Annotated in this window: 22 protein-coding genes; 8 read left to right on the forward strand and 14 right to left on the reverse strand. The window is 71.8% G+C overall.

From position 1 onward, the window contains the following. Nucleotides 1-111: 111 nt before the first annotated feature. From trpD to LJ221_RS14890, 5 genes are all read right to left on the reverse strand, one after another. The gene (trpD, locus tag LJ221_RS14870; protein WP_241717201.1) at nt 112-1,176 is read right to left on the reverse strand and encodes an anthranilate phosphoribosyltransferase; all 1,065 of its coding nucleotides are present in this window, start codon (nt 1,174-1,176) and stop codon (nt 112-114) included. 214 nt (nt 1,177-1,390) lie between these two features. Beyond that, entirely contained in the window at nt 1,391-3,034 is a 1,644-nt protein-coding gene (locus LJ221_RS14875) for a cytochrome bc complex cytochrome b subunit (protein WP_241717203.1), read from the reverse strand. Further along, nucleotides 3,031-4,098, reverse strand: a complete 1,068-nt coding sequence (locus LJ221_RS14880) for a ubiquinol-cytochrome c reductase iron-sulfur subunit (RefSeq protein WP_241717205.1) — start codon at nt 4,096-4,098, stop codon at nt 3,031-3,033. Before LJ221_RS14880 ends, LJ221_RS14875 begins: the two co-directional genes overlap by 4 nt. Further along, nucleotides 4,095-4,907: a c-type cytochrome gene (locus LJ221_RS14885; protein ID WP_241717207.1), complete on the reverse strand. Its 813-nt coding sequence runs from the start codon at nt 4,905-4,907 to the stop codon at nt 4,095-4,097. Before LJ221_RS14885 ends, LJ221_RS14880 begins: the two co-directional genes overlap by 4 nt. Nucleotides 4,908-4,963: 56 nt before the next feature. Beyond that, on the reverse strand, nt 4,964-5,572 hold the full coding sequence (locus LJ221_RS14890) for a heme-copper oxidase subunit III (protein WP_241717208.1): 609 nt from the start codon (nt 5,570-5,572) through the stop codon (nt 4,964-4,966). Between the two features lie 258 nt (nt 5,573-5,830). On the opposite strand from LJ221_RS14890, the gene LJ221_RS14895 reads away from it, so the two are divergent. After that, the gene (locus tag LJ221_RS14895) at nt 5,831-6,232 is read left to right on the forward strand and encodes a hypothetical protein (RefSeq protein ID WP_241717210.1); all 402 of its coding nucleotides are present in this window, start codon (nt 5,831-5,833) and stop codon (nt 6,230-6,232) included. Nucleotides 6,233-6,288: 56 nt separating this feature from the next. Here LJ221_RS14895 and LJ221_RS14900 read toward each other — a convergent pair whose 3' ends face one another. The 4 genes from LJ221_RS14900 to coxB all read right to left on the reverse strand — a co-directional run bounded on the left by LJ221_RS14900 (nt 6,289) and on the right by coxB (nt 10,689). Further along, the gene (locus tag LJ221_RS14900) at nt 6,289-7,482 is read right to left on the reverse strand and encodes an Ig-like domain-containing protein (RefSeq protein WP_241717212.1); all 1,194 of its coding nucleotides are present in this window, start codon (nt 7,480-7,482) and stop codon (nt 6,289-6,291) included. Between the two features lie 121 nt (nt 7,483-7,603). Continuing rightward, nucleotides 7,604-8,002, reverse strand: coding sequence for a cytochrome c oxidase subunit 4 (locus LJ221_RS14905; RefSeq protein ID WP_241717214.1), 399 nt, complete (start codon nt 8,000-8,002; stop codon nt 7,604-7,606). After that, nucleotides 7,999-9,741 (reverse strand): cytochrome c oxidase subunit I, encoded by a 1,743-nt coding sequence (gene ctaD, locus LJ221_RS14910; protein ID WP_241717217.1) that lies wholly within the window; start codon nt 9,739-9,741, stop codon nt 7,999-8,001. The genes LJ221_RS14905 and ctaD overlap by 4 nt, the downstream gene beginning before the upstream one ends. Nucleotides 9,742-9,744: 3 nt before the next feature. After that, a complete protein-coding gene (gene coxB / locus LJ221_RS14915; protein WP_241717219.1) occupies nt 9,745-10,689 on the reverse strand; it encodes a cytochrome c oxidase subunit II in 945 nt (314 codons plus the stop codon). Between the two features lie 266 nt (nt 10,690-10,955). Here coxB and LJ221_RS14920 point away from each other — a divergent pair, with 266 nt between their 5' ends. Then, the gene (locus LJ221_RS14920; protein ID WP_241717221.1) at nt 10,956-12,410 is read left to right on the forward strand and encodes a cysteine desulfurase/sulfurtransferase TusA family protein; all 1,455 of its coding nucleotides are present in this window, start codon (nt 10,956-10,958) and stop codon (nt 12,408-12,410) included. 56 nt (nt 12,411-12,466) lie between these two features. Here the strand turns inward: LJ221_RS14920 and LJ221_RS14925 are convergent, their stop codons facing one another. After that, nucleotides 12,467-13,441, reverse strand: coding sequence for a carbohydrate kinase family protein (locus LJ221_RS14925; RefSeq protein WP_241717222.1), 975 nt, complete (start codon nt 13,439-13,441; stop codon nt 12,467-12,469). 210 nt (nt 13,442-13,651) lie between these two features. Between LJ221_RS14925 and LJ221_RS14930 the strand changes: the two genes are divergently transcribed. Continuing rightward, entirely contained in the window at nt 13,652-15,133 is a 1,482-nt protein-coding gene (locus LJ221_RS14930) for a hypothetical protein (RefSeq protein ID WP_241717223.1), read from the forward strand. 89 nt (nt 15,134-15,222) lie between these two features. Here LJ221_RS14930 and LJ221_RS14935 read toward each other — a convergent pair whose 3' ends face one another. Beyond that, nucleotides 15,223-15,579 carry an iron-sulfur cluster assembly accessory protein gene (locus tag LJ221_RS14935; RefSeq protein WP_241717224.1) on the reverse strand — a complete coding sequence of 119 codons (357 nt, stop codon included), beginning with the start codon at nt 15,577-15,579 and terminating at the stop codon, nt 15,223-15,225. 244 nt (nt 15,580-15,823) lie between these two features. Between LJ221_RS14935 and nadA the strand changes: the two genes are divergently transcribed. Both nadA and LJ221_RS23745 read left to right on the forward strand, forming a co-directional pair. Then, nucleotides 15,824-17,044 carry a quinolinate synthase NadA gene (gene nadA / locus LJ221_RS14940; RefSeq protein WP_241717225.1) on the forward strand — a complete coding sequence of 407 codons (1,221 nt, stop codon included), beginning with the start codon at nt 15,824-15,826 and terminating at the stop codon, nt 17,042-17,044. 72 nt (nt 17,045-17,116) lie between these two features. Next, entirely contained in the window at nt 17,117-17,410 is a 294-nt protein-coding gene (locus tag LJ221_RS23745) for a hypothetical protein (protein WP_308314788.1), read from the forward strand. Between the two features lie 34 nt (nt 17,411-17,444). On the opposite strand, the gene LJ221_RS14950 is transcribed toward LJ221_RS23745, so the two are convergent. After that, nucleotides 17,445-17,735: a hypothetical protein gene (locus LJ221_RS14950; RefSeq protein WP_241717226.1), complete on the reverse strand. Its 291-nt coding sequence runs from the start codon at nt 17,733-17,735 to the stop codon at nt 17,445-17,447. A gap of 76 nt (nt 17,736-17,811) precedes the next feature. Further along, nucleotides 17,812-18,621, reverse strand: coding sequence for a PspA/IM30 family protein (locus LJ221_RS14955; RefSeq protein ID WP_241717227.1), 810 nt, complete (start codon nt 18,619-18,621; stop codon nt 17,812-17,814). A 238-nt stretch (nt 18,622-18,859) separates the two neighbouring features. Here LJ221_RS14955 and LJ221_RS14960 point away from each other — a divergent pair, with 238 nt between their 5' ends. The 3 genes from LJ221_RS14960 (at nt 18,860) to LJ221_RS14970 (ending at nt 21,497) form a co-directional block, all read left to right on the forward strand. Beyond that, the gene (locus LJ221_RS14960; RefSeq protein ID WP_241717228.1) at nt 18,860-19,462 is read left to right on the forward strand and encodes a DUF3043 domain-containing protein; all 603 of its coding nucleotides are present in this window, start codon (nt 18,860-18,862) and stop codon (nt 19,460-19,462) included. Nucleotides 19,463-19,522: 60 nt separating this feature from the next. After that, complete coding sequence (locus LJ221_RS14965) at nt 19,523-20,290, forward strand: bifunctional 2-polyprenyl-6-hydroxyphenol methylase/3-demethylubiquinol 3-O-methyltransferase UbiG (protein ID WP_241717229.1); 768 nt, start codon at nt 19,523-19,525, stop codon at nt 20,288-20,290. Between the two features lie 142 nt (nt 20,291-20,432). Then, the gene (locus LJ221_RS14970; RefSeq protein WP_241717230.1) at nt 20,433-21,497 is read left to right on the forward strand and encodes a S1C family serine protease; all 1,065 of its coding nucleotides are present in this window, start codon (nt 20,433-20,435) and stop codon (nt 21,495-21,497) included. 87 nt (nt 21,498-21,584) lie between these two features. Here LJ221_RS14970 and LJ221_RS14975 read toward each other — a convergent pair whose 3' ends face one another. After that, nucleotides 21,585-21,797, reverse strand: coding sequence for a hypothetical protein (locus tag LJ221_RS14975; RefSeq protein WP_241717231.1), 213 nt, complete (start codon nt 21,795-21,797; stop codon nt 21,585-21,587). Nucleotides 21,798-22,095: the final 298 nt, after the last annotated feature.

Consider the following 22,095-nt stretch of genomic DNA (forward strand, 5'->3'; position numbering starts at 1 on the left):
GGTCCCCGGCACACCGCGTGTGCCGGGGACCGGCCTTTCCAGGTGCCGTACCGGCGCGCCCGCGCGCCGCTCCCCGCCGGGCACCGCCCCGGGGCGGAGGGGGACCGCCCGTCAGGCGTTGCTGGCCGCCACCCAGCGCTCCAGCGCCGCCCCGGCGGCGCCGGAGTCGATGGAGTGGGCGGCCCGCTCCATGCCCCCGGCGATCTGCTCGGCCAGCGGCGCCCCGGTGGGCTCCAGCGCGGCCAGGGCGGCCGCGGAGTTCAGCAGGACGGCGTCCCGCACCGGTCCCTTCTCCCCCTCCAGCAGCCGCCGGGCCACGTTCGCGTTGTGGGCGGCGTCCGCACCCCGCAGCGCCTCCAGCGGTACCAGGGGGATGCCGACGTCGCGCGGGTCGAAGGTCTCGGTGCGGACCTCGCCGCCCCGGACCACCCACACCGTCGAGGTGCCCGTCACCGTCAGCTCGTCCAGGCCGTCGTCGCCGCGGAAGACCAGCGCGGACGTCCCCCGCTCGGCGAGCACACCCGCCATGATCGGCGCCATCCGGGCGTCGGCGACACCGGTGGCCTGGGCCTTCACCCGGGCCGGGTTGGTCAGGGGGCCGAGGAAGTTGAAGGTGGTCGCGACGCCCAGTTCCTTACGGGCCGCGGCCACGTGGCGCAGCGCGGGGTGGAACCTCACCGCGAAGCAGAAGGTGATGCCGGCCTCGGCCGCGACCGCGGCGACCCGCTCGGGGTCGAGGTCCAGATTGACGCCCAGCTTCTCCAGGACGTCCGAGGAGCCGGAGGCGCTGGAGGCCGCGCGGTTGCCGTGCTTGACGACGCGCGTGCCCGTGCCCGCCACCACGATCGCGGACATCGTCGAGATGTTCACCGTTGCGGCCCGGTCGCCACCGGTCCCGACGATGTCGACGGACGGGCCGGGCACCTCGATCACGTTGGCATGCTCGTACATCGCCCGGACCAGCCCGGTGACCTCGCCGACCGTCTCGCCCTTGGCGCGCAGCGCCACCGCGAACCCGGCGATCTGGGCGTCCGTCGCCTCGCCACGCATGATCTGGTCCATCGCCCAGGCAGTGCTCCCGGCGGGCAGGTCCTGGCCGGCCAGCAGGGCACTCAGCACGTCCGGCCAGGTGCGCGCCGCCACGGTGTCGCCTCCGGTGGTCGTAGCAGCGCTCATGGGGATAACTCCTGGCGTGGTCGGATGCGGGGGCGGCCGGCTCGGCGGCCAGCGGCCAGCCTAGCGGCGCGCCGCGGTGTCCACGGCCGCTGCCCGCACTCCGGACAGCACCGGAACGCCAGAGGCCCCGGCCCTCCCGGAGGAGGACCGGGGCCCGGGGTGTGGCGACACCCGGTACCGGATTCGGCGGCCTCGGCTCAGTGGGCCGTGGCCCTCAGTGGCCGTGGCCGTGGCTGCTGGTGAGCTCCTTGAACTCCTCCGTGGTCGGCTTGGGAACCTGGCTGCCCTCGCCGTAGTAGCCCCGGCTGAGCCGGGCGCGGAGCTTCTGGACGGGGCCGACCTTGCGCCGCACGCCGTTCTCGTCCGTCTCCGGACCGATCTCCAACGGCTTGTACTGCTCGTGCGCGGTGAGCGTGTGCAGCTGCTCCTGCGAGAGCGGCTCGTGCACCTCGACGAACTCACCGTGCGGCAGCCGCTTGATGATGCCGCTCTCGCGGCCGTGCAGCACCTTCTCGCGGTCGCGCCGCTGCAGCCCCAGGCAGATCCGCTTGGTGACGACGAAGACGACCACGGGCAGCGCGAAGAAGCCGATCCGGACGAACCAGGTGATCGCGTTGATCGACAGGTTGAAGTGGGTCGCCCACAGGTCGTTGCCGCCACCGACCAGCAGCAGGAAGTACAGGCTGATCCAGGCCGCGCCGAACGCGGTGCGCGTCGGGGCGTTGCGCGGGCGGTCCAGGATGTGGTGCTCGCGCTTGTCGCCGGTGATCCAGGACTCGATGAACGGGTACACCGCGATCGAGGTCAGGACCAGCGGGAAGATGATCACCAGCGGGATGGCCACGCCCAGGTTGAGGGTGTAGCCGCCGGGCAGCACCATCTCCCACGCGGGCATCGCGCGGATCAGCCCCTCGGAGAAGCCCATGTACCAGTCGGGCTGGGCGTTGGTGGACACCTGGTCCGGCCGGTACGGGCCCAGCACCCAGATCGGGTTGATGGTGAACGTCGCGGCGATGACCGAGATGACGCCGAAGACCAGGAAGAAGAAGCCCCCCGCCTTGGCCATGTAGACCGGCAGCAGCGGCATGCCGACGACGTTCTTCTCGGTCCGTCCGGGACCGGCGAACTGGGTGTGCTTGTGGTAGAAGACCAGGATCAGGTGGGCCACCACCAGGCCCAGCATGATGCCGGGCAGCAGCAGGACGTGGGCCACGAAGAACCGCGGGATGATCTCCGTCCCCGGGAACTCCCCTCCGAAGAGGAAGAAGGCGAGGTACGTGCCGACCACCGGCACGGACAGGACCGCGCCCTCCATGAACCGGACGCCGGTGCCCGAGAGCAGGTCGTCCGGCAGGGAGTAGCCGGTGAAGCCGGTGAACATGCCCAGCACCAGCAGCAGGAAGCCGAACAGCCAGTTGATCTCGCGCGGCTTGCGGAACGCGCCGGTGAAGAAGACGCGCATCATGTGGACGAACATGCCCACCAGGAACATCAGCGCGGCCCAGTGGTGGATCTGCCGCATCAGCAGACCGCCGCGGACGTCGAAGCTGATGTCCAGGGTCGTGGCGTACGCCTGCGACATGTGCACACCCTGCATGGGCACGTAGGAGCCGTGGTACTCCACCTCGGCCATGCTCGGGTTGAAGAACAGCGTCAGGTAGACACCGGTCAGGATGATGATGATGAAGGTGTAGAGGCAGATCTCTCCGAGCATGAAGGACCAGTGGTCCGGAAAGATCTTCCGCATGTTGGCCTTGGCCAGGCTGTAGATACCCAGCCGGCCGTCGGCCCAGTCCGCGACCCGCTCGCCGGCGGGTGCCTTGCCCCGGCGCTTCGGGGCGTCGCCTGCAGTACTCATCCGCGCTCCCAGAAGCTCGGGCCGACGGGCTCCGCGAAGTCGCCCTGCGCCTCGAGGTAGCCGTCTTCGTTGACACTGATCCGCAGCTGCGGCAGGGGGTGGCCGGCCGGGCCGAAGATCACACGGGCGCCGTCGGCCAGGTCGAACGTCGACTGGTGGCACGGGCACAGCACGTGGTGGGTCTGCTGCTCGTACAGGGTGACCGGGCAGCCGACGTGGGTGCAGATCCTGGAGTAGGCCACGATGCCCTCGTGGGACCAGTCCAGCTCCTGCTTGTCCTTGATGTCCTCCGGCTCCAGGCGCACCAGCATCACCGCGGCCTTGGCGATCTCCGACAGGAACTCGTGGGTGCCCTCCTCCAGGCCCTCGGGCTTGGCCATGACCAGGGAGCCGACGGTGATGTCCTCGGGACGCAGCGGCTCGTCGGTGTTCTGGTTGACGAGCAGCTTGCCCGCCTCCCAGGCGGTGTGGCGCAGCTTGTCCTCGGGCAGCGGGCCGAGGTCGCGCAGCAGCACGATGCCGGAGAGCGGCACCACGGCCAGCGCGCCGAACATGGTGTTGCGGATCAGCTTGCGGCGGCCGAGCTGCGACTCCTTGGCGCCCTGGGCGAAGTCGGCGAGGACCTGCGTACGGGTCGGCTCGTCCGCCTCGACCGGGTGGCGCTCGCCGATCAGCTCGTGGTCGGACATCAGCGTGCGGGCCCAGTGGACCGCGCCGGCGCCGATGCAGAACAGGGCGATGCCCAAGGTCATGCCCAGCGAGAAGTTCAGGGCGCTGATCTCACCGAGCGGCCAGATGAAGACGTACTGGTCGATCGGGAAGATCACATAGGAGGCGATGAAGCCGATGGTGGCCAGGATCGAGACCGTGAACAGCAGGGCGACGGTGCGCTCGGAGCGCTTGGCGGCCCGCTCGTCGATGTCCTGGACACGCGGCTCGTGGGGCGGCAGCCCCGGGTCGGCGAACGGGTTCTCCGCCCTGGTCGCCGCCTCGCCATGGGCACTCCCGCGCCCTTCCGGCAGGTTCTCGTCTGGCACGTCGTGGGATCCGGTGTGGCTACTCATGACTTCCTGGCCTTGGCGGTACGTGCCGCGACCCACACGGCGACGCCGATCAGAAGAGCGAGGACGATCGTCCACGCGAACATGCCTTCGGCGACCGGGCCGAAACCGCCCAGCTTGAAGCCGCCGGGGGACTTCTCGTCCTCGCCCTGGACGTCGTTGACGTAGGCGATGATCTCCCTCTTCTCCTCCGGCGGCAGCACCGAGTCGGGGAAGGCGGGCATGTTCTGCGGGCCGGTCAGCATCGCCTCGTAGATGTGCTTGTCGGAGACGCCGTCGAGCGAGGGAGCGTACTTGCCGTTGGTGAGGGCGCCGCCCTCACCGGTGAAGTTGTGGCACTGCGCGCAGTTGGTGCGGAACAGCTCACCGCCCGCGGCGCTGCTCGCACCCGTGGGGTCGTACTCCTCCTCGGTCGGAATGCTCGGACCGGGGCCCAGCGAGGCGACGTACGCGGCGAGCTGGTCGATCTGCGCCTGCGTGTAGACCTGCGGCTTCTTGGGCGCCTGGGCGCCCGGGGACTGGGCCGGCATGCGGCCGGTGCCCACCTGGAAGTCCACGGCGGCGGCGCCGACGCCCACGAGGGTGGGACCGTCACTCGTGCCCTGGCCACCGGTTCCGTGGCAACTGGAGCAGCCGGTGGCGTAGAGCTTTTCGCCCTCCGTGATGGCGAGAGACTGCGAAGCCGAGGTGTCGGCCTTCGCCTCGTCCGCGGGGGCGAACGCGGCGTACAGCCCCCCGGTGGCCGCCAGCGCGAAGAGTAGGACGACGAGCGCCGCCAGCGGATGGCGCCGTCGTGCGGAGAGCTTTTTCACGGATTACCCCGGTGTCAGGATCTTCTGCGTCGATGCTTCTGGCTGTTACTACCTGATCACTTGATCAGGTAGATGGTGGCGAAGAGGCCGATCCAGACGACATCGACGAAGTGCCAGTAATAGGACACCACGATGGCCGCGGTGGCCTGGTGGTGCGTGAAACGCCGTGCCATGTAAGTCCGGCCGAGGACGAACAGGAAGGCGATCAGGCCGCCCGTCACGTGGAGGCCGTGGAAGCCGGTGGTCAGGTAGAACGCCGACCCGTACGGCCCCGAGGAGATCGAGACCCCTTCGTGGACCAGCTCGGCGTACTCGAAGACCTGGCCGCCGATGAAGATCGCACCCATGACGAACGTGATCACGAACCACAGGCGCAGCCTCTTCACATCACCGCGCTCGGCGGCGAAGACGCCCAGCTGGCAGGTGAGGGAGGAGAGCACCAGGATCGTGGTGTTCGTCGCCGCGAACGGGAGGTTCAGGATGTCCGCCCGTTCCGTCCAGTATTCGGCTCCCGTCACCGACCGGAGGGTGAAGTACATCGCGAAGAGGGCCGCGAAGAACATCAGCTCGGAACTCAGCCAGATGATGGTTCCGACGCTGGTGAGGTTCGGCCGGTTGACCGACGGGTGCGCGTGCCCGGTATCTACTGCTGTTGCTGTCGCCACGCCGACATTATGTCGGTCGCTTATCCGGCCCTCGCCCCGGGGGGTCATGTTCGGTGTGTCAACCGCCCATGTCCTGCTCAGACGGCCCATCCCCGGGCCTTCCGGATCCCTGACGCGGGGGGCCGGGACGGAGTAGCATCCGCCAACGACGGCATACGCGGCCCGGGGTCCGCGGCTCCACGGACCCGCGGACCTCTGAGCCATCCCGAGACACCCCGAGACGCCCCCGAGGGACGTCCCCGAGGACACGGAGGAACCATGCAGCCGACCGCCACGGTGCTGGTCTACAGCGATGACGCCAACACCCGCGAGCAGGTGCGGCTGGCCGCCGGGCGCCGACCGGCCGCCGATGTGCCGCGGGTCGAGTACGTGGAGTGCGCCACGCTTCCCGCCGTGCTCACAGCCCTGGAGGAGGGCGGTATCGATGTCTGCGTCCTGGACGGCGAGGCGGTGCCCGCCGGCGGGATGGGCGTGTGCCGCCAGATCAAGGACGAGATCTTCGACTGCCCGCCCGTCCTGCTGCTGATCGGCCGCCCGCAGGACGCCTGGCTGGCCACCTGGAGCCGGGCGGAGGCCGCCGTTCCGCACCCGGTGGACCCGGTGCTCCTGGCCGACGCCCTGGCCGGGCTGCTGCGCCGCGGCGCGCACGCGGCCGCCTGAGGTCCCGCACCCGGAAGGGGCGAGGACCGCCGCCCCTTCCGGGTCCTCCCGGCCGGTCAGCTCAGGGCGCTGCCCCGGCGCCACTGCTCCCAGGAGAGGTTCCAGTCGCCGAGGCCGTTGCCGAAGGCCGGCATCCTCGGCCCGTCCCCTCCCACGTGCCGGACGATGTCGCCCTGGCGGACGGCGTCGAAGAACCAGCGGGCGTTCTCGACGCTCATGCCCGTGCAGCCGTGGCTGACGTTCTCCCTGCCGTGGTGCGCCGCCGACCAGGGCGCGGCGTGGACGAACTCGCCGCTGTCGGTGATCCGCACCGCCCACTGGACGTTCAGGTCGTAGGACTCGGCGCTACCCGCGGGGATGCCGATGCTGGTGCCGGTCATACGTACGGCGGCCTGCCGGCCGAGCACCACCTTGACGCCCTCGCGGGTGCGGAACCCGGGCTTGCCGGTGGTGACCGGGATGGTCCGGACGGTCTTCCCGTTCTTCCGGAGGGTCATCTCCGTCCCGTCGATGTCGACGACGGCCTCGACGCGGTCGCCGGTGCGGATGCGCACCGGTTCCGTCCTCCCGCCGCGCAGTCCCTCCTTGGTCCACACGCCCTCCAGGGCGCCGCGCACCTCGACCGTGGCATGGGCGGGCCAGTAGGAGCGGGGCCGGTAGTGGAGCGTGCGGTCGTCCATCCAGCGCCAGGCCCCCTCGACGGCGGGTGAGGACTCCACCGTCAGCGCGCGTTCCACGATCGCCCGCTGACGGGCGTCCCCGACCGGGCGGCTGAGTTCGGCGGTGATGGGCTGGCCGACGCCGTAGGTGCCGCTGTCCGGCCCGAGGTCCACCTCCAGCCTCTTGCCGCCGCTCGCCGGCCGGGTGGTGAACTCGGCGGTACGGCGGCCCGGGGAGCCGTCGCCGCGCTCGGTGCTGACGACGACGGTGTAGCGCATGGCCCCGGCCGGCGGGGTGTCGCTGCGCCAGCGGGAGCCGTCGGCGGTCAGCCCGCCCTCCAGGCGGCGGCCCGCCGAGTCGACCGCGCGGACGTCCGTGATGCGGCTGCCGTCGCGGGCTGTGATCTCCAGGGGGTCGTCCGGGTCCGCGGCACGGCCGTCCTCGCCTGCGTTCAGCGAGACGTGCGCGGTGGCGTCGTAGGGGGCCGCGTCCTGAGGCCGCTCGCCGCTGCCGCACGCGGCGGGTCCCACCGCGAGCGGCGCGAGTATCAGGAAGCAGATCATTGCCGTCCTGCGTGATCCACGACTCATGCTGCCACGGTAGGAACGCTGCTCGGAACGGACGAGCCGGATGCGTGCGAACGGGTCATCTCCGGAGCGTGTCCGGAGATGACCCGTTCGTGAGGGGTAGGACTACTGGTTCCCTACCGGTTCACTGGTTCTGGTTCTCGCCGTGGTAGTACTCGAGGACCCAGCCGAAGAGTCCGATGAGCAGCAGCGGCGCGGAGATGTAGACCAGCCACCAGCCGATGGCCACGCCGAGGAAGGTGAACGCCCCGCCCACGGCCAGGACGAGCGGCTGCCAGCTGTGCGGGCTGAAGAAACCCAGTTCGCCGGCGTCGTCGGCGACGTCCGCGTCCTTGTTGTCCTGCGCCCCGGTGTCCACCCGCCTGGCGGTGAAGGCCAGGTAGTAGCCGACCATGATCGACAGGCCGAAGGCCATGAAGAGCGCGGTGGTGCCGACCGGCTCCTTGGCCCAGAAGCCGTAGATCACGGCGACGGCCAGGATGAAGACCGACAGCCAGATGAACATGCGTCCCTGGATCTTCACTTGCCGGCCTCCTTGGCACCGGAGAGGACCGGGCCCTCGGGACCCCCGGTGTTCTCGAGCTGGTCGATGGCCGCGATCTCCGGGTGGTGCAGGTCGAACGCGGGGGACTCGGAACGGATCCGCGGCAGGGAGACGAAGTTGTGCCGCGGCGGCGGGCAGGAGGTCGCCCACTCCAGCGAGCGGCCGTAGCCCCACGGGTCGTCCACGGTGACCTTCGGCGCGTACTTCGCCGTCTTCCAGACGTTGTAGAAGAACGGCAGGATCGACATGCCCAGCAGGAACGAGCTGATCGTCGAGAAGGTGTTCAGCGCGGTGTAGCCGTCGGCCGCCAGGTAGTCGGAGTACCGGCGCGGCATGCCCTCGGCGCCCAGCCAGTGCTGGACCAGGAAGGTGCCGTGGAAGCCGATGAAAAGCGTCCAGAAGGTGATCTTGCCGAGCCGCTCGTCGAGCATCTTCCCGGTGAACTTCGGCCACCAGAAGTGGAAGCCGGCGAACATCGCGAAGACGACCGTGCCGAAGACCACGTAGTGGAAGTGCGCCACCACGAAGTAGCTGTCGGATACGTGGAAGTCCAACGGCGGGGAGGCCAGGATGACGCCGGTGAGCCCGCCGAAGAGGAAGGTGATCAGGAAGCCGATCGTCCAGAGCATCGGCGTCTCGAAGCTGAGCGAGCCCTTCCACATGGTGCCCAGCCAGTTGAAGAACTTCACGCCGGTGGGCACCGCGATCAGGAACGTCATGAAGGCGAAGAACGGAAGCAGCACACCGCCGGTGACGTACATGTGGTGCGCCCACACGGTGACCGACAGGCCCGCGATCGCGATCGTCGCGGCCACCAGGCCGATGTAGCCGAAGATCGGCTTGCGGCTGAAGACCGGGATGACCTCGGAGACGACGCCGAAGAACGGCAGCGCGATGATGTAGACCTCGGGGTGGCCGAAGAACCAGAACAGGTGCTGCCACAGCAGCGCGCCGCCGTTGGACGGGTCGAAGATGTGCGAGCCGAACTTGCGGTCGGACTCCAGGGCGAAGAGCGCGGCGGCCAGCACCGGGAAGGCGAGCAGGACCAGCACACCGGTCAGCAGCACGTTCCAGGTGAAGATCGGCATCCGGAACATCGTCATGCCGGGGGCGCGCATGCAGATGATCGTGGTGATGAAGTTGACCGCGCCCAGGATCGTGCCGAAGCCGGAGAAGGCCAGGCCCATGATCCACATGTCGCCGCCGACGCCGGGGCTGTGGACCACGTCGCTCAGCGGGGTGTAGGCGAACCAGCCGAAGCTCGCGGCGCCGTCGGGGGTCAGGAAGCCGCCCACCGCGATCAGCGAGCCGAAGAGGTAGAGCCAGTAGGCGAACATGTTCAGCCGCGGGAACGCCACGTCGGGCGCGCCGATCTGCAGCGGCATGATCCAGTTCGCGAAACCGGCGAACAGCGGGGTGGCGAACATCAGCAGCATGATCGTGCCATGCATGGTGAACGCCTGGTTGAACTGCTCGTTCGACATGACCTGCAGGCCCGGACGGGCCAGCTCGGCACGCATGACCAGTGCCAGCACGCCGCCGACGCAGAAGAAGAAGAACGAGGTGACCAGGTAGAGCGTGCCGATCGTCTTGTGGTCGGTGGTGGTCAGCCACTGGATCACGCGGTTGCCGCGCCGGTCGCGGCGCGGGGTCGCGGGGGTCGCCGCCGGCTGGTCCGACGTTGCGGCGGCACCCCGGGATTCGTTGAGGATGCTCACGGGTTACTGGCCTTCTCGTTCTTGGCGGGCTCCGCCCGCCGGGAGGTATCCGGTCTGGCCCTTCTCCGCCAGTTCCTCCAGGTGCTGCTGGTAGCGCTCCGGGGAGACGACCTTCACGTTGAACAGCATCCGGGCGTGGTCGACGCCGCACAGCTCGGCGCACTTGCCCAGGAAGGTGCCCTCCTTCTCGGGGGTCACCTCGAACTGGTTGGTGTGACCGGGGATGACGTCCTGCTTGAACAGGAACGGCACCACCCAGAAGGAGTGGATGACGTCGCGGGAGGTCAGGATGAACCGGACCTTCTCGCCCTTGGGCAGCCACAGCGTCGGGCCTGGGTTGCCGGTCTGCGGGTTCCTGTCGGCCGGTGTGCCCGCCACGTAGACGCCCTCGGCGCCTTCGGGGACGGCCTCCAGCATGGACTCGGGGATGCCCTCGAGTTCGATGGAGTCCAGGTTGGACGTGGAGGCGTCGCCGTCCACGTCCTCCAGGTAGTTGAAGCCCCAGCTCCACTGGTAGCCGACCACGTTGATCACGTGGTCCGGCTTCTCGGAAAGTTCCAGGAGCTTGGTCTCGTCACGGGCCGTGAAGTAGAAGAGCACCGAGATGATGATGAGCGGAACCACCGTGTACAGCGCCTCGATGGGCATGTTGTACCGGGTCTGCGGAGGTACCTCGACCTTGGTCCTGGTGCGCCGGTAGACGATGACGCACCACAGGATCAGGCCCCATACCAGGACACCGACCGCGAGCGCTGCCGCCCACGAGCCCTGCCACAGGGAGAGGATCCGCGGCGCCTCCTCCGTGACCGGGGTGGGCATGCCGAGGCGGGGGAAGTCCTTGTATGTGCAACCGGTGGCGGTCGCCAGGACCAGGCCCGCAGCAAGCGCCTGCGGCAGCTTCCGCCGCATCGGGCGCCGCGACGAGCGGTCGGAGCCGTTGGGACTCACGTAGCGCCTTCCCGAGAGTCTCGCCCGCTCGGCCCGGGCTCGGCCGTGTGTGGTCGGGCGCCGGCCCTGGCACGGGCAGGGGTTTGGATGTTTATGCGGACCAAACCCTACTGGACGCTATTTGGGGTCGCGCGGGGAGGGTGCCCAACGCGCCGCGCGGCCCTCCGATGGGGTGGAACCGGGGCGGGAACGGGCCGGAACGACGGCCTCCGCGACCTCGGCGGCCCCTGCGGCGCACGGGGCCGCGGGCGCGTTAGCGTGCCGGTGTGCCCTACTTCGACGCAGCCTCCTCGCTCCCCCTCCACCCCGTGGCCCGCCAGGCGCTGCTCGCCGCGCTCGACGAGGGCTGGGCCGATCCCGCCCGGCTCCACCGGGAGGGCCGGCGGGCCCGGCTGCTGCTGGACGCGGCGCGCGAGGCGGCGGCCGGCGCGGTGGGATGCCGCCCGGACGAGCTGGTCTTCACCCCGTCGGGCACCCGCTCCCTGCACACCGGCATCGCGGGCGCTCTCGCCGGGAGGCGGCGGGCCGGCCGCGCCCTGGTGGTCTCCGCGGTGGAGCACTCCGCCGTGTTCCACGCCGCCGAGGCCCACGAGGCCGGCGGGGGGACGGTGGTCCGGGTGCCGGTGGACCGCACCGGGCGGGTGGACGCGGCGGCCTTCGGCGCGGCGCTGCGGGAGGACGGCTCCTCCGGGGAAGGGACGGCGCTGGCCTGCCTGCAGTCCGCCAACCACGAGGTGGGCACCGAGCAGCCGGTGGAGGAGACGGCCGAGGCCTGCGCCGAGGCTGGTGTGCCGCTGCTGGTGGACGCCGCCCAGTCGCTGGCGTGGGGCCCGGTGCCCGGACGGTGGTCGCTGCTGGCGGCCAGTGCGCACAAGTGGGGCGGACCGGGCGGGGTCGGTCTGCTGGCGGTGCGCAAGGGGGTGCGGTTCGCCCCGCCGGCTCCGGTGGACGAGCGGGAGTCGGGGCGCTCCCCCGGCTTCGCCGACCTCCCGGCGATCGTCGCGGCGGCGGCCTCGCTCCGGGCGGTGCGGGCCGAGGCGGACGCCGAGGCGGCGCGGCTGCGCGCCCTGGTGGACCGCGTGCGCGCCGAGGTGCCCGCCCTGGTGCCGGACGTGGAGGTGGTGGGCGATCCGGTGCGCCGGCTGCCGCACGTGGTGACGTTCTCCTGCCTGTACGTGGACGGCGAGGCGCTGCTCAACGCTCTGGACCGGGCGGGTTTCTCGGTCTCCTCCGGCTCCTCGTGCACTTCCAGCACGCTGGTCCCCAGCCATGTGCTGCGTGCGATGGGGGTGCTCTCGGAGGGCAACATCCGGGTGTCGCTGCCGCCGGGCACGGCCGGGGCGGACGTCGACGCCTTCCTGGCGGTGCTGCCGGACGCGGTGCGGGAGGTGCGCGACCGGCTCCGGGCGCCTTCGGCCGTCCCTTCCCCCCCGCCGCCCGCCTCGGCCGGAGGGCCCGGGGGTTCCGAGGCGGGCGGCGGGCCGGGGGCCGCGCAGGACGGCCGGGAGGCGGAACTCACCGTCGACTCCCGGGGTGAGCGGTGCCCGATCCCGGTGATCGAGCTGGCGAAGGTGATCGGCCGGGTACCGGTGGGCGGCACGGTCCTGCTGCTCGCCGACGACGAGGCGGCCCGGCTGGACGTCCCGGCCTGGTGCGAGATGCGCGGTCACGAGTACCTGGGCGCGCGGGGCCACGCCTACCGGGTGCGCCGCACCGTCTGACTCCCTCCCCGCCCCCGGCTCCCGCGCCGGGGGCGGTCCCGTACCGGGGTGCGGGTTCAGGGCAGGCGGGTCCGCACCTCGGCCGCGGCGTCCTCACCGTAGGTCTTGGTGAAACGCTCCAGAAAGTGGGAGCGCCTCAGCTCGTACTCCTGGGTGCCCAGGGTCTCGATCACGAGCGTGGCCAGCATGCAGCCGAGCTGTGCGGCGCGCTCCAGCCCGAGGTCCCAGGCGAGGGCCGACAGGAAGCCGGCGCGGAAGGCGTCGCCGACGCCCGTCGGATCGACCTTGGCCTCCTCCTCGGGGCAGGGGACGGTGAGGGCCTCCCGGCCCGCCAGCTCGACGCGGACCCCCTTGGAGCCCAGCGTGGTGACGCGGACGCCGACCCGGTCGAGGATGTCCTGCGCGCTCCAGCCGGTCTTGGACTCCACCAGCCCGGCCTCGTACTCGTTGGTGAACAGGTAGGCCGCGCCCTCGGTGAGCCCGCGGATCTCCTCCCCCTCCATCCGGGCGAGCTGCTGGGAGTAGTCGGCGGCGAAGGGGATGGAGCGCGTGCGGCACTCCTCGGTGTGGCGCATCATCGCCTCGGGGTCGTCCGCCCCGATGTGGACCAGGTCCAGTCCGCCGACCCGGTCGGCGACCGTCTTGAGCTCGATCAGCCGGGCCTCGCTCATGGCGCCGGTGTAGAAGGTGCCGATCTGGTTGTGGTCGGTGTCGGTGGTGCACACGAAGCGCGCGGTGTGCAGGATCTCGGAGATGTGCACCGAGGCGGTGTCCACGCCGTGCCGCTCCAGCCAGGCGCGGTACTCCTCGAAGTCGGCGCCCGCGGCTCCGACGAGGACCGGGCGCACCCCGAGCTGACCCATGCCGAAGCTGATGTTCGCGCCGACGCCGCCGCGCCGGATGTTGAGGGTGTCGGCCAGGAAGGACAGCGAGACCGTGTGGAGCCGGTCGCCGACGAACTGGTCGGCGAAGCGGCCGGGGAAGGTCATCAGATGGTCGGTGGCGATGGAGCCGGTGACAGCGATACGCACGGCGGACTGCTCCAGGGGAGGCGGGGACGCGGACACACCACGCTACTTCCTCGCGCCCTCGTGTTCCCCCGGAGCCCCGCGTTCCCCGCGGCCGGGCCGGGGGAACCGTCCGCGTCCCGCTCCCGTCATACCGGCGCACGGCTGGAGAGACAGGCACCGGGAACGCGCGGTACGCGGACGCACGGTGCACGGAACCGAAGGAGCGATGCGGTGAGCACCGATCACACCCCGGAACCCACCCGGACCCGGCGACGCGGACTGACGACCGTCTCGGTGGCCCTCGCCGTCCTGCTGGCCGGAGGCGGCGGCGCGTACTGGGCCTCGACCGCCGGGGACGGCGGCGCCTCGGACGCGACCCGGCAGGACGGCCCGGACGGGCCCGCGCCGCTGGTCCTGGACGGCTACGGCTACGGACAGTCCCGCGCCGCCTCGCCGGAGCTCGGGATCGCGCCCGGCGAGCCGGCCCCTGGCGGCCCGGTCTACAAGGCGTCCGGTCCCCTGCCCGACGGCCCCGCCTCGGCCCCGGCCTACCGGCCCGCCGAGGAGGTCGGCGAGGAGGAGGTGACCGAGCTGGCGAAGGCTCTGGAGGTACGCGGCGAGGTACGCCGCGAGGACGGCGCCTGGACGGCCGGCGGCGAGGACGGGCACCTCACCGTGGACGCCGCCTCCGGTGCCTGGTCGTTCACCGGCGCGGTGCCGCTGAGGGCCGGGGACATCTCCGAGAAGGAGGCCAAGAGGGCGGCCCGGCCCGTCGTGGAGGCCCTCGGCCTGGAGGGCGCCGAGGTGGACGCCGGGCAGGAGCGGGGCGGGCTGCGCATCGTCCGCGTCGAGCCCCGGCAGGACGGGCTGCCCGTCCACGGCTGGACGACCGAGATCGGCGTCGGGCACGGGGGAGCGCTGGCGAGCGGCAACGGGCGGGCGGTCGGACTGACGGAGGCGGACGGGGGCGCCGAGTACCCGGTCATGGACGCCGGTGAGACCCTGGCCGCGCTCAACGAGCGCGGCGGCCGGGTGGACCTGGGCCTGAAGTGCTCCGTGCCGCCGGGGTCCGTACCGCCGGAGAAGGAGGCCCCGGGGCCGAAGCCGGGCGCCGGGGGGCCGGGGGACGTCCCGCCCGCCGACGGCGATCCGGGGCGGCCGGGCGGGGCGGGCGGCCCCGAACCCTGCGGCCCGGCCGGGGAGCGCGAGCGGGTGGAGGTGACGGGGGCGGCCTTCGGACTGTCGGCGTACTCCTCGCAGGGGCGCGAACTACTCGTTCCCTCCTGGCTGTTCGAGGTGGCGCCGGCGGGCGGGGAGACCCACACGGTGGTCCACCCGGCGGTGGAGCCGGAGTTCCTGGCGCCGCCCTCCTCCGGGGACGGCGACGGCTCCACGTCCGTGCCGGGCACACCGGGTCCGCGTCCCGAGGAGCGGGTCAGCACCGCCACCTACGTCGAGGAGTACGGGGCGCGGGACCGCACGCTCACGGTGCACTTCTGGGGCGGGGTGTGCGACGAGTACCGCGCGAGCGCCCAGGAGAGCGACGGGAGGGTGACAGTGCGGATCACCGGCGAGCCCCGCGAGCCGGGCAGGGCCTGTGTGCTGGTCGCCAAGGACATGACCGTGGAGGTGGAGCTCGACGAGCCGGTCGGCGACCGCGAGATCCTGGACGAGGAGGGCGAGCGGCTGCCCGAAGGCGCGGCGGAGGAGTGAGCGGAAAGTGAGTGGAAAGTGAGTGGAAGGGGCCGTGCGGCACCGCCTCCCCGTGCCGTGTGCGCCCGCGCCGCACGCGGGCGGGCGGTTCAGCTGAAGGAGTCGCCGCAGGCACAGGAGCCCGAGGCGTTCGGGTTGTCGATGGTGAAGCCCTGCTTCTCGATGGTGTCGACGAAGTCGATGGAGGCGCCGCCCAGGTACGGGGCGCTCATGCGGTCGGTCACGACGCGGACACCGTCGAACTCCTTGACGACGTCGCCGTCCAGCGACCGCTCGTCGAAGAAGAGCTGGTATCGCAGGCCGGAGCAGCCGCCGGGCTGAACGGCGACGCGCAGGGCCAGGTCCTCGCGGCCCTCCTGTTCGAGCAGGCTCTTGACCTTCGCCGCGGCGGCGTCGGACAGGATGATTCCGTCAGTCGTCACAGCGGTCTCGTCCGATACGGACATCTGCTTCTCTCCCGGGTTGTACGGACTGCTCTGCCGCCTGCTCAACAGGCGGCTTCCCGGTTTCATTCCAGGCCGGGCACGTCTTTGCGTCTTTCATGCTCGCACACCTGGCGCCCGGCGGTCACTCCCGCACGCGGGGGCGGGGATGCGTCACACTGACGCGATCGGCATCGTCAGTGTGACGTGAAGCGGTTATGATAGATAACGTCAATCCGACGAAAAGACCCGCTGAGCCGATGAAAGGGTGCGTGCCGTGAACACCGCCCCGCCTTCAGTCCCCGCCCCGGTCACCCCCGGGGACGCCCTGGACGTCCAGCCGACCCCGCTGGCCCTGCTCCTCCTCGGCCGCGACTCCGACCCGAGGAGCGAGCGCGGAGTGGAGTGCCCCGGCGACCTGCCCTCCCCGTCGGACCCCGGCCTGATCGAGCGCGCCCGCGCGGCGAAGGAGCGGCTGGGCGAGAGGGTCTTCGTACTCGGCCACCACTACCAGCGCGACGAGGTCATCCAGTTCGCCGACGTCACCGGCGACTCCTTCAAGCTCGCCCGGGACGCCGCCGCCCGCCCGGAGGCGGAGTACATCGTCTTCTGCGGCGTGCACTTCATGGCCGAGTCCGCCGACATCCTCACCTCCGACCGGCAGCAGGTCGTCCTGCCCGACCTGGCCGCGGGCTGCTCGATGGCGGACATGGCCACCGCCGAGCAGGTCGCCGAGTGCTGGGACGTGCTGACCGAGGCGGGCGTGGCCGGCGCCACCGTCCCGGTCTCCTACATGAACTCCTCGGCCGACATCAAGGCCTTCACCGGGCGGCATGGCGGCACCATCTGCACCTCCTCCAACGCCGGGCGGGCGCTGGACTGGGCCTTCTCCCAGGGGGAGAAGGTGCTGTTCCTACCCGACCAGCACCTGGGCCGCAACACCGCGGTGCGGGAGATGGGGATGTCCCTGGAGGACTGCGTCGTCTACAACCCGCACAGGCCGAACGGCGGCCTGACCGCCGACGAACTGCGGGCGGCGAAGATGATCCTGTGGCGCGGCCACTGCTCGGTGCACGGGCGCTTCACGCTGGACTCGGTGAACGACGTGCGCGAGCGCGTTCCCGGCGTCAACGTGCTGGTGCACCCCGAGTGCCGCCACGAGGTCGTCGCGGCGGCCGACCACGTCGGCTCCACCGAGTACATCATCAAGACCCTGGAGGCGGCTCCGGCCGGCTCCAGGTGGGCGATCGGCACCGAGCTCAACCTGGTGCGCCGGCTGGCGAACCGCTTCGCCCCCGAGCGCAAGGAGGTCGTCTTCCTGGACCGGACGGTCTGCTTCTGCTCGACCATGAACCGGATCGACCTGCCCCACCTGGTGTGGGCGCTGGAGTCACTGGCCGACGGCAAGGTCGTCAACCGCATCCAGGTCGACCCCGAGACCGAGAAGTTCGCCAGGCTGGCCCTGGAGCGGATGCTCACCCTGCCGTGATCGCGGGGAAGCCCGCACCGCGCGCGTGACACACGTGGTGCGGGCTCGGCGGGATCGGCCAGGATGGCCGTCATGCTGCTGCGCCCGGTACGCGACCGTGAGGACGACGCCCAGGCCGTGCGGTTCGTCGCGGACGCCGCCCTCCTGGTGCCACCCCCCCGGCGCCCGGCCGCCCGGCCGCGCGCCGCCGCCCTGGGTGCGGTGGGCGAGAGCCGCCAGGTGCGGATCGAGGGTCTGACCGCCGGGCAGCAGTGGGCGCTGGATGTCGGGCTGGCCGCCGGCCTGGAGCCGGACACCGCGGGCTGGGTCGCTCTGCGCGGGATGCGGCCGCCGTCGCCCTACGTCCCCTGTGCCGCGTTCCCGTAGGACGGCCGCCGGGGGCTCCTGTCCCCGGGACCCCTCAGGCGGGGGCGTCGGCGGGGAAGAGCCCGTCCTCGCCCAGCATGGCGCGTACCTCCTCCAGCGTCGCCCCGGGCTCGGGCAGGATCAGTTCCGAGGGCTTCAGGGCGTCGTCGGGCAGTGACGTGCCCAGCGAGCGCACGGCGTCCAGCAGGGCGTTGAGGGTGCGGCGGAAGCCCGCCTCGTCCCCGTGCTCCATCTCGTGGAGCAGCTCGTCGTCCAGTGCGTTCAGGCCGGGCAGATGGCTGTCGTCCAGCCTGACCTGCCCCTCCCCCATGATCCGTACGATCACGGCGTTCTCCTTCCGGGCTCACCGGAGGACGGGTGCCCGGCGCGCCGGGAGTGATGCCCCCGGCGCGCCGCCGCCGCTACTGCTTGTCGAAGCGGGGCGCGTCCTGGGACTGCCGGGCCTGCTGCTGCGGCTGCGCGGCCTGGTCCTGCCCGCCCTCGATGGCCTGCCGGTCGCCGCTCGTGCCGCCCGCCAGCTCCGCCTTCATGCGCTGGAGCTCCAGCTCTACGTCGGAGCCGCCGGAGATGCGGTCCAGCTCGGCCGCGATGTCGTCCTTGGCCAGTCCGCTGGAGTCGTCCAGGGCTCCCGAGGCGAGCAGTTCGTCGATCGCCCCGGCCCGGGCCTGGAGCTGGGCGGTCTTGTCCTCGGCCCGCTGGACGGCCAGGCCGACATCGCCCATCTCCTCGGAGATGCCGGAGAAGGCCTCGCCGATGCGCGTCTGGGCCTGGGCCGCGGTGTAGGTGGCCTTGATGGTCTCCTTCTTGGTGCGGAAGGCGTCCACCTTGGCCTGGAGGCGCTGGGCGGCGAGGGTGAGCTTCTCCTCCTCGCCCTGGAGCGTCCGGTGCTGCTGCTCCAGATCGGTCACCTGCTGCTGGAGGGCCGCGCGGCGGGAGAGCGCCTCGCGCGCCAGGTCCTCGCGGCCGAGGGCGAGCGCCTTGCGGCCCTGGTCCTCAAGCTTGGAGGACTGGCCCTGGAGCTGGTTGAGCTGGAGTTCCAGCCGCTTGCGGGAGGTCGCCACGTCGGCGACCCCGCGGCGTACCTTCTGCAGCAGTTCGAGCTGCTTCTGGTACGAGTAGTCGAGCGTCTCGCGCGGATCCTCGGCCCGGTCCAGGGCCTTGTTGGCCTTCGCGCGGAAGATCATCCCCATACGCTTCATAACACCGCTCATGGGCTTCGCGCGCCCCCTTCGAAGACGGACTGAACCTCGCACACCGACAGGTCCCACCCTACGGGCCCTGCTTCCATTACCGCACTGTTCGGACCTGGATGTACTCCTCCTCCAGGACGATCGGCGACCGGTGTTTCTCCCGCTCAGGAAGTAGCAGGGGGGCACGGCGACCCGCCGTTGCCGGATCGTTCCCCGTGGGGGTGGGGGGCACACCTGCCCGCCCCGTACTCTTGGCGGTGTGTTCCGAAGCCGTTCTCGTGATGAGCAGACCGCGTCTCCCCGGGAGAGCGCGGAACTGACCAAGCAGCACCGTGACCCGCAGGCCCCCAAGGGCCGCCCGACGCCCAAGCGCAGCGAGGCCGAGGCTCTGCGTCGTGCCGTGGCCAAGCCGCCGGCCGACCGCAAGGAGGCCGCCAGGCGTGCCCGCGAGGCCCGCCGCGCCGAGCTGGCACGGCAGCGCGAGGCCCTGGCCGGTGGTGACGAGCGTTACCTGCCGGCCCGCGACCGCGGTCCGGTGCGGCGCTACGCCCGCGACTTCGTCGACGCCAAGTGGCATGTCGCGGAGTTCTTCCTGCCGCTGGCCGTGGTCATCCTGATCCTGAGCATGATGCCGTCGATGCAGGTGAAGAACGCTTCCCTGCTGCTGTGGCTGGGCGTCATCGTGATGATCGTCGTCGACTCCGTCCTCACCGGCTTCCGGCTGAAGAAGGCCCTGGCCGAGCGCTTCCCCGACGAGAACCGGCGCGGCGCGCTGGCCTACGCGCTGATGCGCACCCTCCAGATGCGCCGTATGCGTCTGCCCAAGCCGCAGATCGCCCGCGGCGAATCCCCCCGCCGCTGACCGCGCGTGGTGGAGCCCTTATCCCGGCGGACCGCCGACGGACCACCGACGGACCCGGTGATGGACACAGCCGTACGACACGACGGACACCACGGGGACGCGCCCCGCGGCGGTCCGCGCCACGACGACGCCGTGGGACAGGCGCTGTTGACCCGGCAACTGGAGGAGCAGATCGCCTCGCGCTTCCCCGTGGGGCGGCGGCTGCGCGTCCTGGACGTGGCGCTGCGCCACGGGCTGCAGGCGCTGGCGCTGGCGCGCGCCGGGCACGAGGTGACCGGGCTGGAGTCCGACCCCGGGCTGGCGGACACCGTGCGGCTGAGCCTGGAGGGGGAGCCGGCGGGCATACGGGAGCGGATGCGCGTCGTCTCCGGTGACAGCCGCAGCACCGGCGCGCACTTCCTGCCCGGCTCCTTCGACGTGGTGCTCTGCCACGGAGTGCCGGCCCCCGGCGACGAGGTGGGCCCGCTGCTGGCCGGGCTGGGCCGGGTGCTGGCCCCGGGCGGGCTGCTGTCGCTGCTGGTGCCGAACGGCGAGGCGGCGGCCATGCGGCCGGGGCTGGCCGGCGACTGGGCCGGGGCCCTGGACCGGCTCGTTCCGCCCGGCCCCGCCGAGCGCGCCCTGCGCCGCGAGGCGCTGACCGCCACCCTGGCCGGGATGAGCACTCCGGTGCACCGGTGGTACGGGGTGCGGGTCTTCACCGGCGAGGACTGCGCCCTGCCCGCCGGTGAGGCCGGTCAGCGGCTGCTGGCCGCCGAGGAGCGGGCCGGGCGCACCGACCCGTACCGGGCGGTGGCGGCGCTGCTGCACCTGTGCGCCGTGCGCGGCTGAGTGCCCCGGCCCCCGTGCGCACCCGTACGGGGGCCGGACATGTCACGGTTTCCGACGGCTTTCGGAGGGAACGCGGACCGCCCAGATGCGCGCGGTGTCCGCGCGAGACCAGCGGAAGACCGACGAGGGGGCATCCGTTCCCATGACCCGTTACCCACGGCGCGGCGGGCGCCGTGCCGGCGCCGCCGCTCTGTGCGCGGCCGCCGTCCTGCTCGCCGGCTGCACCGGCTCGGACTCCTCCGAAGGCTCCGGTGCCTCGCCCTCTCCCAGCGCCACCGTCCCCGTGCCGGCCTCGGCCGGCGATCTGCAGGAGTCCTTCCAGAAGGTGGTGGACCAGGTCCTGCCGTCCGTCGTCCAGGTCACCACCGGGGAGGGGCTGGGTTCTGGCGTGGTCTACGACGACGAGGGCCACATCGTCACCAACGCCCATGTGGTGGGGGACGCCGAGCGGTTCCGGATCACCACGGCCACCGGGCAGGACGAGCTGGACGCGGAACTGGTGGCCAGCTATCCGGAGGAGGACCTGGCGGTGGTCCAGCTCACAGATCCGCCCAGCGGCCTCCGCCCGGCGACCTTCGGGGACTCCGGCGAACTGGACGTCGGCCAGATCGTCCTGGCCATGGGCAATCCGCTGGGGCTCTCCTCCAGCGTCACCGAGGGGATCGTCTCGGCCACCGGCCGCGCCCTCGGCGAGGGCAGTGCCGAGGCCACCATCGGCAACCTGATCCAGACCTCCGCCCCGATCAATCCTGGCAACAGCGGCGGCGCGCTGGTCGATCTCTCCGGCCGCGTCATCGGCGTCCCCACCCTGGCCGCCCGTTCCCCCGGCGGGGGCGGCGGCGCGGCGCCCGGCCTGGGCTTCGCCATCCCCTCCGACACCGTCCGGCACCTGGCCGACCAGATGATCGAGCACGGCGAGGTGGTCGACTCCGACGAGGCGGCGATCGAGGCGATGGTACGCACCGTCCTGAGCGAGGACTACCAGCCCGCCGGGGTGGCGATCGTGGAGGCCCAGGAGGGTGGCGCGGCGGACGAGGCCGGGCTCCGGGCGGGCGACGTGATCGTCGGGCTCGGTGGCGAGGGGATCACGGACACCACCGCGCTGGTGAAGGCACTGGCCTCGCACGAGCCGGGCGACGAGGTGAGGCTCGCCTACCGGCGCGACGGCGAGGAGCGGACCGTGGCGGTCACCCTGGGCGAGCGCTGACGGGCCCGGGCGCCCCGGCCCCGTGGGCTGCGGAGACCGGTACGCGCGGGGGTGCGGCCCCGGCGGGGCCCCCCGCGCACCCGGCTCTCATGCCTCCTCGGCCGCGCTCAGGCTCATGGGCCCGTAGACCTCGGTGCCGTCCTCCAGCAGCCTCACCTGCTCGACGCCGCCCTCCAGCAGTTCCCTCCAGGTCTCGCCGATCCAGCTCTCCGCGTCCCCCTGGGTGGAGAACTCCTCCGGTTGGACGGCCGGTTCCGTCTCCGTGCCGTCGGCCTTCTCGAACCGCCACGTCCACGCCATGTGCGCCTCCCCTGTCTCTCGTCCGTTCCCTGTCCGCGGCTCGTTCCCGGGCCGTACCGCACCGGGCGCCGCCGTACGCTTTCAGTGATGCTGTCCCGCTGTCCGCAGAGTAGGCCCTGGCCGGCCGATCCGCGCGGACCGGTCCCTGCCCTCCCCCCTCGCGCGGCGGCCCGGCGGGCGCGAGACGATCGTGGCGTGGAACTGACTCTGCTCGGTACCGGCGCCCCCGCCGGCCTCCCCCGGCCCGGCTGCACCTGCGCGGCCTGCGCCACCGCCGCCCGTGCCCGGGCGCGGGCGG

Origin of the sequence: Streptomyces sp. CNQ085, assembly GCF_022614595.1 — a bacterium.
Lineage (GTDB): Bacteria > Actinomycetota > Actinomycetes > Streptomycetales > Streptomycetaceae > Streptomyces.